Source organism: Mesorhizobium sp. M1399 (genome assembly GCF_040317735.1).
In the GTDB taxonomy this organism is placed as follows: Bacteria; Pseudomonadota; Alphaproteobacteria; order Rhizobiales; family Rhizobiaceae; genus Mesorhizobium.
Window position 1 is genome coordinate 127,782 of sequence record NZ_JAMYKZ010000004.1, and the last position, 10,715, is coordinate 138,496.

General features: G+C 62.7%; 10 protein-coding genes. 7 read left to right on the forward strand and 3 right to left on the reverse strand.

Translation table 11 applies throughout. From position 1 onward, the window contains the following. Positions 1 to 14 precede the first annotated feature (14 nt). Positions 15 to 329 carry a quaternary ammonium compound efflux SMR transporter SugE gene (sugE, locus tag NKH05_RS07750; protein ID WP_352484330.1) on the forward strand — a complete coding sequence of 105 codons (315 nt, stop codon included), beginning with the start codon at positions 15 to 17 and terminating at the stop codon, positions 327 to 329. Between the two features lie 83 nt (positions 330 to 412). On the opposite strand, the gene NKH05_RS07755 is transcribed toward sugE, so the two are convergent. Then, on the reverse strand, positions 413 to 841 hold the full coding sequence (locus tag NKH05_RS07755; RefSeq protein WP_352484331.1) for a DUF6481 family protein: 429 nt from the start codon (positions 839 to 841) through the stop codon (positions 413 to 415). A gap of 231 nt (positions 842 to 1,072) precedes the next feature. Between NKH05_RS07755 and NKH05_RS07760 the strand changes: the two genes are divergently transcribed. From NKH05_RS07760 to NKH05_RS07770, 3 genes are all read left to right on the forward strand, one after another. Beyond that, positions 1,073 to 2,131: an LLM class flavin-dependent oxidoreductase gene (locus tag NKH05_RS07760; protein ID WP_352918199.1), complete on the forward strand. Its 1,059-nt coding sequence runs from the start codon at positions 1,073 to 1,075 to the stop codon at positions 2,129 to 2,131. A gap of 117 nt (positions 2,132 to 2,248) precedes the next feature. Next, the gene (locus NKH05_RS07765) at positions 2,249 to 3,409 is read left to right on the forward strand and encodes an AI-2E family transporter (protein WP_023718182.1); all 1,161 of its coding nucleotides are present in this window, start codon (positions 2,249 to 2,251) and stop codon (positions 3,407 to 3,409) included. Positions 3,410 to 3,566: 157 nt separating this feature from the next. Beyond that, positions 3,567 to 4,568, forward strand: a complete 1,002-nt coding sequence (locus NKH05_RS07770) for an LLM class flavin-dependent oxidoreductase (RefSeq protein WP_352716562.1) — start codon at positions 3,567 to 3,569, stop codon at positions 4,566 to 4,568. 157 nt (positions 4,569 to 4,725) lie between these two features. On the opposite strand, the gene NKH05_RS07775 is transcribed toward NKH05_RS07770, so the two are convergent. Continuing rightward, positions 4,726 to 5,349 (reverse strand): L,D-transpeptidase, encoded by a 624-nt coding sequence (locus tag NKH05_RS07775; protein WP_353025225.1) that lies wholly within the window; start codon positions 5,347 to 5,349, stop codon positions 4,726 to 4,728. 254 nt (positions 5,350 to 5,603) lie between these two features. Further along, entirely contained in the window at positions 5,604 to 6,623 is a 1,020-nt protein-coding gene (locus tag NKH05_RS07780; RefSeq protein ID WP_023718178.1) for a LacI family DNA-binding transcriptional regulator, read from the reverse strand. 217 nt (positions 6,624 to 6,840) lie between these two features. On the opposite strand from NKH05_RS07780, the gene NKH05_RS07785 reads away from it, so the two are divergent. From NKH05_RS07785 to NKH05_RS07795, 3 genes are read left to right on the forward strand one after another with little or no spacing between them, the layout of a single operon-like run. Continuing rightward, entirely contained in the window at positions 6,841 to 8,424 is a 1,584-nt protein-coding gene (locus tag NKH05_RS07785) for a sugar ABC transporter ATP-binding protein (protein WP_352790260.1), read from the forward strand. After that, positions 8,421 to 9,734 (forward strand): ABC transporter permease, encoded by a 1,314-nt coding sequence (locus NKH05_RS07790; protein ID WP_023718176.1) that lies wholly within the window; start codon positions 8,421 to 8,423, stop codon positions 9,732 to 9,734. The genes NKH05_RS07785 and NKH05_RS07790 overlap by 4 nt, the downstream gene beginning before the upstream one ends. Further along, positions 9,731 to 10,696 carry a substrate-binding domain-containing protein gene (locus NKH05_RS07795; protein ID WP_023718175.1) on the forward strand — a complete coding sequence of 322 codons (966 nt, stop codon included), beginning with the start codon at positions 9,731 to 9,733 and terminating at the stop codon, positions 10,694 to 10,696. The genes NKH05_RS07790 and NKH05_RS07795 overlap by 4 nt, the downstream gene beginning before the upstream one ends. Positions 10,697 to 10,715 lie beyond the last annotated feature (19 nt).

Sequence of the window (10,715 nt, forward strand, 5' to 3'; positions counted from 1 at the left end):
AACGGAGCGTTCCGATGTCGTGGATTTTCCTGTTCTTCGCCGGCCTGTTCGAGATCGGCTGGGCGATCGGCCTAAAATACACCGACGGATTCTCGAAGCCGCTGCCAACCGTCCTGACGGTAGCCTCGATGATTGTCAGCCTGACCTTGCTCGGCCTGGCGCTGAAGGCACTGCCGGTCGGCACAGCCTATGCGGTATGGACCGGCATCGGCACCGTCGGCACGGCGCTGTTGGGGATATGGCTGCTCGGGGAGCCGGCGACCGCGATCAGGCTGGCCTGCATCGCGCTCATCGTTTGCGGCATTATGGGACTGAAGCTCGCGGCTTAAGTCGGCCCGACAGACCAAACGCCTTCAGGGCCGCTGCAAGGCGGCCCTGATTCTTGAATTCGGCCGATCAGCGCCGGAAGGCGCTATCGGGCGGAGAAGCCGGGCGGCGTCCTGCCGGTGCGCTGCTTGCGCGCGGCATAGCGTGCGTCACGCTTGGCCTTGCGTTCGGCCTCGTCGGCAAGAAAACGGGCGATGCGCTCGTTCTCTTCAGCTTCCCGGATCTTCGCTTCGGCCTGTGCTGCCTCTTCGGCGGCAATGCGTGCCGCTTCGGCAGCTGCCTCGCGCTCGGCCTTTTCGGCCGCTTCGCGCGCCAGCTTTTCCTGCTTCAGCCTGGCCTTTTCGGCCTCGCGTATCGCGCGGGCCTCGAGGACTGCCTTGCGCTCGGCCTGTCGTGCCAGCACCGCTGGATCATCTGCCGCCGGCTTTGCCTTGAAGCGCTCCAGAAGCGCCTTCTTTGCCTCGTTTGCGGCATTGCGCCGCTCGAAAACGTCTTTTTCCCTGTAGATAGCCAAGTCCACTTCCCTGGAGTCAATTTGCGAGGCTTACATACGCGTGAAAACCGAGAGTTCAAGCGCCAAAACGGTATGCCAGCCATGAAATTCTGATCTGTTGCAACCGGGAGACGCCATTTCGATCGAATTCGGCTGAAAGCCACCCGCACTGTTCACCATCCAGGCCTCTGGCGGCGCAGCGGACTGATCGCTACCTGTAGCGCCAAGACAAAACGCTAGGATGACACCACTATGGAACTCGGTCTCTACACCTTCGCTGACGTCAGCCCGGAACCGGGTCCCGGTGCGATCGGTGCGCATGAGCGGCTGCGCAACCTGATCGAGGAGATCGAGCTCGCCGATCAGGTCGGGCTGGACGTCTTTGGTCTCGGCGAGCACCACCGTCCCGACTATGCTGCCTCCGCTCCGGTGGTGGCGCTGGCGGCGGCTGCCGAACGAACCAAGCGCATAAGGCTGACCAGCGCGGTCACCGTTTTGTCCTCCGACGATCCGGTGCGCGTCTTTCAGCAGTTTGCCACCCTCGATCTTCTGTCCGGCGGCCGGGCCGAGATCATGGCCGGGCGCGGCTCGTTCATCGAATCCTTTCCGCTGTTCGGCTATAATCTCGAAGACTATGACGAGCTCTTTGCCGAGAAGCTCGACCTGCTGCTCGCCATCCGTGATCATGTCAAGGTGACCTGGCCGGGCAGTCTGCGCGCGCCGATCAACGATCGCGGCGTCTATCCCCGGCCCTTTCAGGACAAATTGCCGATCTGGATCGCGATCGGTGGTACGCCGCAATCGGCGGCGCGGGCTGGCGTACTCGGGTTGCCGCTGGCTCTGGCGATCATCGGCGGCGAACCGGCGCGGTTTGCACCACTGTTCGACATCTACAGGGATGCAGCCAGGCGGGCCGGCAGCGATCCGGCGAGCCTTGCCACCAGCCTCAACGTGCACGGCTTCATCGCCGACACCGCCGACCAGGCAGCCGACGATTTCTACAGGCCGCAGGCCGAAGTGATGAACCGCATCGGCCGCGAGCGCGGCTGGGGGCCGACGTCGCGGGCTCATTTCGACCAATCGCGCGGCCCGAACGGCGCCCTGTTCGTCGGCAATCCAGAACAGGTGGCGCACAAGATCATTGCCCAGCACAGGATATTCGGCAACGACCGCTTCCTGCTGCAAATGGCGATCGGCACCATGCCGCACGCCAAGGTCATGAAGGCTATCGAACTCTACGGCACCAAGGTGGCGCCGATCGTGCGCCGGGAAACTGCGAAGGCCGTCGCCGCGGCAGCGCCGGTTGCCTGATTCACCAGCAAAGCCGCGAGGCGGCCTTGCCGGTGACGCCGCTAACGGAACCTTGAAGCCGCAGAGGCGTTTTCGCCAACGGTCTACACCAATCGCGGTGTGCCGCCGAGGGTCAGAATGAAGGCCGAACCCGCCGCTTCGGGCGCAAGCGCTGCCGAAAGCCCGGATTCGCGCGTCGAGGCGCGGGCGGATGCGCATCTGATGCGTTCGCTGCTCGTCGGCATCTTCATCCTCATGGCGATCTACGCGCTTTACTTCGCCCGCGCCTTCTTCATGCCGGTCATTCTGGCTTTTCTGCTGGCGCTAACGCTGACGCCGATCGTTCGCTTCCTGCGCAAGCATGGCATGCCCGATGTCATTTCGGCGACACTGCTGGTGCTGCTTTCGTTTTGCCTCGTCGCCGTCGCGGGATATCTGCTCAGCGGCCCGGTCATCGACCTCATCAACAACACCTCGACGATCGGCCAGCAGCTTACCGAACGTCTGGCACAACTGCGCCGTCCGTTCGAACGGATCGTGGAGATTTCGCGCCAGATCGAGGGCCTGACACAGACGTCCCAGGAGCCGGGCGTTCAGAGGGTGGCGATGGCGCCATCGGGTATTCTCTCGCAGGCCGCCGGCAATGTGCTGTCGGCCGGCGCCAGCGTCACCATCGTCTTCGTCCTGTCGCTGTTCCTGCTCGCCTCGGGCACGATGTTCTATGAAAAGATCGTCCAGTCCTTCCCCAGTCTAAGCGAAAAGAAGCGGGCGCTGCGCGTAGTCTATGACGTCGAGCGTGAAATCTCGCACTATCTGCTTACTGTCACGGTCATCAATACATGTCTCGGCGTGGTCATCGGGCTCGGCCTGTGGGCACTCGGCGTGCCCAACGCGCAGGTCTGGGGCGCGGCAGCGGCCTTGCTCAATTTCCTGCCCTATATCGGGGCGCTGACCACCATCACGCTGGTCACGATCATCGCGCTGATCAGCTTCGACACGATTTCCTATGCGCTGCTGGCGCCGGCCTTCGTCCTCTTATGCGACGTCGTTGAAGGCCAGTTCGTGACGCCGACGGTGGTCGGCCGCCGTCTCGAGATCAACGCCGTGGCGATCCTGATCGCCATCGCCTTCTGGTCGTGGCTATGGGGTTTCGTCGGCGCGCTGATGGCGGTGCCGCTGCTGGTCGTCATCAAGGTATTCTGCGATCATTTCGACGGTCTCAGCCATGTCGGCAATTTCCTCGCGGCGCAGCACACGGCGGTAATCGAGGATGAAGAGATTTCCGAGCCAAAAAGGTAGCGGCTTAAGAGCCCAAAAGCGTCACTGATTGGTGTGCATATCAACGACCTTGCATCGGTTGCACATCCGTCGCGCGCACAGCGCTCTATCAACATTTTGAATTTGCCGCCCCGGCAACGGCTTCCTACATCCGTCCGGTCCACAGGAATCCCCGCCGATGACCGCTCTTTCCGTTCTCGACCTGTCGCCGATCGTCGAAGGCAGCAATGCTTCGCAGTCGCTCGCCAATTCGCTCGATCTCGCCCGTCATGCCGAGCGGCTGGGATATAAGCGCTACTGGCTGGCTGAGCATCACAACATGCCAGGCATCGCCAGCGCCGCCACCTCGGTGGTCATTGCCCATGTGGCCGGAGGTACCCGTACGATACGCGTCGGCGCCGGCGGCGTCATGCTGCCCAATCATTCGCCACTTGTCATCGCCGAGCAATTCGGCACGCTCAACGCTCTGCATCCCGGCCGCATCGATCTCGGCCTCGGCCGGGCGCCCGGCACCGACATGCCCACGGCACGGGCGCTGCGCCGCAACCTCGACGCTGGCGCCGACAATTTCCCGGAGGACGTCGTCGAGCTGATCGGTTACTTCCAGCCAGCCGAAGACGGCCAACGCATCCGCGCGGTGCCCGGCGAAGGCGAAAAGGTGCCGATCTGGATTCTCGGCTCCAGCCTCTACGGCGCGCAGCTTGCCGCCACGCTCGGCCTGCCCTACGCCTTCGCTTCGCATTTTGCGCCGGCCGAGCTCGACCATGCGCTGGAGATCTACCGCTCGCGCTTCCAGCCTTCGGAGCAGCTCGACAAGCCCTATGTGATGCTCGGCCTCAATGTCTTCGCTGCTCCTTCCGATGCCGAGGCGCGGCTGTTGTTCACCTCACTGCAGCAGGCCTTCGTCAATCTGCGCACCGGCCGGCCCGGCCGATTGCCGCCGCCGGTCGAAGGATATGAGCGCGACCTCGATCCAATGGCCAAGACCATGCTCGGCCAGGCGCTTTCCTGCGCCGTCGTCGGCTCCCCCGAAACGGTCAGGCAAGGCATCGAGGCATTCGTGCGCCGCACCGGCGCCGACGAACTGATGGTCACAGCGCAGATTTTCGACCATGCGGCGCGGGTGCGCTCGTTCGAGATACTGACCGACGCCCACAAATCGCTGTCGGAAGCTGCCTGAGAGGTGGTTCGCCACTTGGCACTGTTGCGGGCAAGGCCGGCCTTAGGCAGGGAACATCGCGAACAGGTGTGCGAAGACATCGCGAACAGTTCGCGCGCTTTACGCGGAGAGTTTTCGATCCGTCATGCTCGTCTGTTAGACGGAAACGCGGCGTCTACTAAATGACGATCACCTTGGTGCCGATTGTGGAGCGGTTGTAGAGATCGATGATGTCCTGGTTCATGAGGCGAATGCAGCCCGCCGACACAGCTTTGCCGATGGACCACCATTCAGGGCTACCGTGCAGGCGATATCCAGTGTCACCTTTCTCGTTGAGAAGATAGAGCGCCCGCGCCCCGAGCGGGTTCATGAGTCCGCCCTCCATATGAGCCGGTATGATGCGGCCCCGCTTCTGCTCGCGCACAATCATCGCAGACGGCGCGCTCCAATCCGGCCATTCGCGCTTCCTCGCAACGTGAGCAGTGCCATGCCACTCGAAGCCCGCCTTGCCAACGCCGATTCCGTAGCGCAGCGCCTGACCGTCTCCCAACACGTAGTAGAGGAACTTCGCTCCTGTATCGACAATGATGGTGCCAGGCGCCTCTTCAGTCGCATAAGGCACTGTCTGCCGATGGAACTTTTGGTCAACCTTGTAGATCGGAACCGGCGGAACGCGAAAACCGGCGTCGGTGAGGCCGCCATAGGCCGAGGGGAAAGTCTTTAATGCGCCGCCGGTGGTGCAGCCGAAGAATGCGACCATCCCAGCAAGTACCAGCCCGATTAGGATCGATTTCACGCACATGACTCAAGCCGGCGCCCGTGTAGGCGATCAGCCGCATCTCGTCATATTCCTAATCCGACATGCTTCGATTGCCAAGATTTTCCTGCTTGTCGGCGGGCTGATTGTTGCCCACTTGGCTCGATCGGCGCCGCGTCCTTCAATTGCTCGGTTTTCGAACGACGAACGCCCGTAGCGGCTGCGAAGGGCCGGGGTCGGCAGGACAGAGGGAGCGCTGTCCGTCCGGCATTACAACGTTTCTGAACAGAGCCCAAGCGCTACGCGCTGACGCTTTGTGCGATCGCGCCAAGTGGCCGGCATGAATTGCGGATCATCAGGCGTCCCTTGAGCGTCAGCTTGCGCGGCGGCGCATCCCTGTTGCCGGCGAGCCGGTCGAGCAGCAGATTGGCCGCCTGTTCGCCAATCGCCTGCACCGGCTGTGCGACCGTGGTCAATTGCGGCCGGAACACATCCGACCACGGAAAATCGTCGAAGCAGGCGACCGAAATATCCTCCGGACAGGACAGGCCGATATCGCGGATGGCCTTCATCGTGCCGATCACCATCGGGTTGTTGGCCGAAAAGATGGCGCTCGGCCGGTCGTGCAGCGAAAGCAGCTGCATGGTGGCGTTGTAGCCATCGACTTCGTGGAAATTGCCGAAGCGGACGAGCTCGGGCTCGGCCGGCAGGCCCGCGGTCTGGAGGGCTTCCCGGTATCCCGCCATGCGGTCATGCATCGGCGAGATATCGAACGAGCCGGAGATGTAGCCGATGCGCCGATGGCCGAGATCGATCAGATAAGTGATGGCGTCGAACACCGCGCGCTGATTGTCGAGAACGACGGCATCGGTGTCGACACCCTGGCAAACACGGTCGAGTAGCACGACCGGCACATTGGCGTCGTCGACAATCCGTTTGAGGATCGCGCCGTCGCCGACACGCGCGACGATCAGCCCGTCGACCATCCGGTCGAGCAGCAGCCTGATCTGGTCGTCCTGCGTGTTCAGGTGCTCGTCGGTGCAGCACAGCATGACGGCGTAGCCGGCCCTGTCGAAAGCCTGCTGGATCACCGAAACCACGTCGGTAAAGAACGGGTTGGTGATGTGTGGGACGGTGAGCCCGATGGTGCGTGTGGTGCCCATCTTGAGGCTGCGGGCGATGGCGTTGCGCTTGTAACCGATGTCGCGGATCGCCTGTTCGATGCGCTGGCTGAGCTCGGGGCTGACGGTCGCGGTGCCGTTGATCAACGCCGATACGGTGGCCACGGAAACACGCGCCGCTTCGGCCACGTGAAGCATGGTCGGTGCAGTGGATTTGCGCTGCTTTTTTCGTCCTGACGCTGTCATTTTCGAAACGTTTCACCACTCCGCGGCAGCAATACGTACGGAATCTTATGGTTTTGCGCAAGAATTGAAATGGAACAATCTTCGACACCAGATATTGGCTTGACATGATCGAAACGTTTAGATTAGCGTTTGAGGCGTTCGGTGACGACGGAGGGAGGCCGTCCTTGTCATGCAGCACGGCAATTCCATCCCTGCGGAAGGCGTTATGGCGGACGGCTCGGCTATCGTGCTGAGCGCCGAGCACATCTCCAAGTCCTTCGGCGGCATCGCCGCGCTTGTCGATGTCGGCTTCGAACTGCGGCGCGGCGAGGTCCATGCGCTGATGGGCGAGAACGGCGCCGGCAAGTCGACGCTGATGAAGATACTATCCGGCGTCTATACGGACTATAACGGAACGGTCAGTATCGATGGCCATCCGGTGCGCTTTGCCGGCGTCCGCGAAGCCGAGCGCGCCGGCATCGCCATCATCCACCAGGAGCTGAACCTCGTTCCCGAACTCAGCGTCGCGGACAATATCTTTCTCGGCCGCGAGAAGCTGATCGCCGGGCTGATTGTCGACCGCAAGGCGAGCAGCCGCGCTGCCGGCGCGCTCTTGCAAAGGCTCGGCATCGAGCTCGACCCGGATGCGCGCGTCGGTGCCTTGCGCGTCGGCGAGCAGCAGTTGGTCGAGATCGCCAAGGCGCTGTCTATGTCGGCGCGCATTCTGATCATGGACGAGCCGACCTCGGCGCTGTCGCCAGCCGAATGCCAGCGGCTGTTCCGCATCATCCGCCAGCTCGCCGATAGCGGCGTGGCGATCGTCTACATTTCGCACCGCATCGACGAGGTCATGCATCTGGCCAGCCGGGTCACCGTGTTTCGCGATGGACGCCACGTCCTGACGCAGACGATGGACAAGCTCGACGAAGACGCCATAATTTCGGCGATGGTCGGGCGAAACCTGCTTGCTTCCTCCCAGGAGCACCGCATCCCCGGTGGCAACACCATCCTTTCCGTAAGCGAGCTGTCGCTATCGAAGCCCAATCGCCATGGCTGGCGCACCGTGCTCGACGGCGTCAGCTTCGATCTTGCCGCAGGAGAAATCCTCGGTATCGGCGGGCTGCTGGGCTCGGGCCGTACCGAAATCCTGGAAACGATCTTCGGGTCCAGCGGAGGACGTGCTGGCGGTGAGATCAGGCTCGATGGCGAGGCAGTAGAAATCCGTTCGCCGCGCGATGCGCGCCGGCTCGGCATCGCCCTGGTCACAGAAGACCGCAAGACGCAAGGCCTGCATCTCGAGGCCTCGATCACCGACAATGTCGCGCTGCCGCTGGTCGGCGCGCTGGCGCGGTTCGGCCTGCGCTCGCTGGCCGGCGAGCAAGGGCTGGCACGGGACGCCGTCAAGGCGCTCGGTATTCGCTGCGAAACCGTCGAGCAGCCGGCCGGCACGCTGTCCGGCGGCAACCAGCAGAAGGTCGTCATCGGCAAATGGCTGGCGACGAGGCCACGGGTGCTGCTGCTCGACGAGCCGACGCGCGGCATCGATGTCGGCGCCAAGCGGGAAATCTACGATCTCATCTTCAAGCTGGCGCGAGACGGGCTGGCGATCGCCGTCATCAGCTCGGAATTGCCGGAGCTGCTGCATCTTTCCGACCGTATCCTGGTCATGGCCGATGGCCGCCAGACGGGAATCCTGTCCCGCGCGCAAGCCAGCGAGGAGGCCATCATGCGGCTTGCAGCGCCGCGACGGACCATGACGAGGCCTGCTGCATGAGCATTTTGCATATCCTGTCCCGGACGAAGCTCTATTGGGGCCTGATCGCAATCTTCCTGATCGGCGTGCTTGGCTCGCCGATCAGCTCCAAGGGCAACAACATCTTCCTGTCCTACGGCAACCTGCTCGATGTGCTGCGCCAGGTGTCGACCACGGGGCTGATTGCCACTGGCATGACGGCGGTAATCATCACTGGCGGTATCGACCTTTCCGTCGGCTCGCTGATGGCGATCTGCACGGTAGTTTGTGCCATGCTGCTGACGGTCCCCGGCGTGACGCCGGCGGTGGTGCTGGGGGTGCCGACAGTTGCTGTGGCAGCCCTTTGCCTCGGCATTCTCGTCACCCGTTTCATCCTGCTGAACATCGAAAAATCCCGCGCCGGCGCGCAGGCCACGCACGACATCAGGTTGGATAGCGTTCGTGGGCTGGTTACCCCCGGCATTGTCGGGGTGATCCTGTGCAGTCTGGTGCTGTGGTTCCTGCTGCCGCAGGTAGGCTCAAAATTCGGCGTGCTCGGCGTGCTGCTGGTGGCGCCTTGCGTCGGCCTGCTGTTCGGCGCGCTCAACGGCTTCATCATCGTCGCCGGACGGCTGCAGCCCTTCATCGTGACGCTGGCGATGATGGTCACTGCGCTCGGCATCGCCCGGCTGACAGCCGGCCAAAACAATGCGGTGCTGCCGGTCTACACCGGCTCGAATGCCACCGCCGATTTCGAAATGCTGCGCTCGCTGGTGTTCGGCGTGATTCCGATGCCGGGCCTGTTCTTCCTCGGCGCGATCCTGATCTACGGCGCCGTGCTGCGCTTCACGCCGTTTGGCCGCTATGTCTATGCCATCGGCGGCAATGAGGAAGCGGCCCGGCTGTCCGGCATCGCCGCCGGCCGCGTCAAGATCGCCACCTACGCGGTTTCGGGGCTGCTGGCCGGCATCGCGGCGGTGCTCTATGTCGCGCAATACCGGCAAGGCAAGCCGGACGCCGGCGCCGGGCTGGAACTCGACGCGATCGCCGCCGTGGTCATCGGCGGCACCAGCCTGATGGGCGGACGCGGCAGCCTCACCGGGACGTTCTGCGGCGTGCTGATCTTCGGGCTGCTCTCTAACATCCTGCAGCTGCACAACATCAATTCGAACCTTCAGCTGGTGCTGAAGGGGATGATCATCATCGGTACCGTGCTCGTACAGGAGCGCAATGCCGGCGATCTTCTCTTCTATCTGCGATTGCCCGGTGGGCAAGCGCACAAGGAAACGGCCGCGGCAAAGCGGCCGTCGCAAGAGACCGCGTCTCTGAATATTGGAGGAAACAAGAAATGAAACGACGTGAATTGTTGAAGCTTGCCGCGCTGACAGCGGCACTCCTGACCACGACCGCGATGCTTGCCAGCGGTGCCCACGCGCAGGACAAGAAATGGAAAATCGGCTTCTCGCAGGTTACGACCATCGAACCCTGGCGTGCCCAGTTCAACAAGGACATCCTGGCCGAAGCGGCCAAGCATCCGGAAGTCGAGCTGATCGTAACCGACGGCGAGGACAAGACCGAGAAGCAGGTCGCCGATGTCGAAAACCTGATCCGTCAGGAGGTCGATGCGCTCTTGGTGTCGCCGAAAGAGTCCGCCGGCCTGACCGGCGTCGTGCAGCAGGCGATCGATGCCAAGATCCCGGTCTTCGTGCTCGACCGCAACGTCGAAACCAACGACTACACGCAGTTCGTCGGCGGCGACAACAAGCTGATCGGCCGGGCTGCCGGTGAATATGCCGTCGAGCTGCTTGGCGGCAAGGGCAAGGCCGCCGGCAACGTCGTCGAAATCTGGGGCGGCATGGGCACCCAGCCGGCGCATGACCGCCATGACGGCTTCCATGAATTCACCGACAAGGAGCCGGGTATCAAGAACCTGCTCGACCAGCAGTCGGGCGACTGGAAGCAGGACCAGGCCTACAACATCATGGCCACGGCGCTGCGCAACAACGAAAAGATCGATCTCGTCTACGGCCACAATGATCCAATGGCCTATGGCGCCTATCTTGCCGCCAAGGACGCCGGACGTGAGAAGGACATCAAGTTCATCGGCATCGACGGCCTGCCCAATGAAGGCGTGCAACTCGTCGCCAATGGCGAGCTGACGGCGACGTTCACTTATGTGACGCCGGGCGCCGAAGGGCTGCGGCAGGCGATCAAGTTCCTGAACGGCGAGAAGGTGGAAAAGACCATCATCCTGCCGACGCAGAAGATCACCAAGGAAAATGCTGCCCAGATCCTGAAGGACAACGGCCTCTGAGACGAGGCTTTCCTGCCGG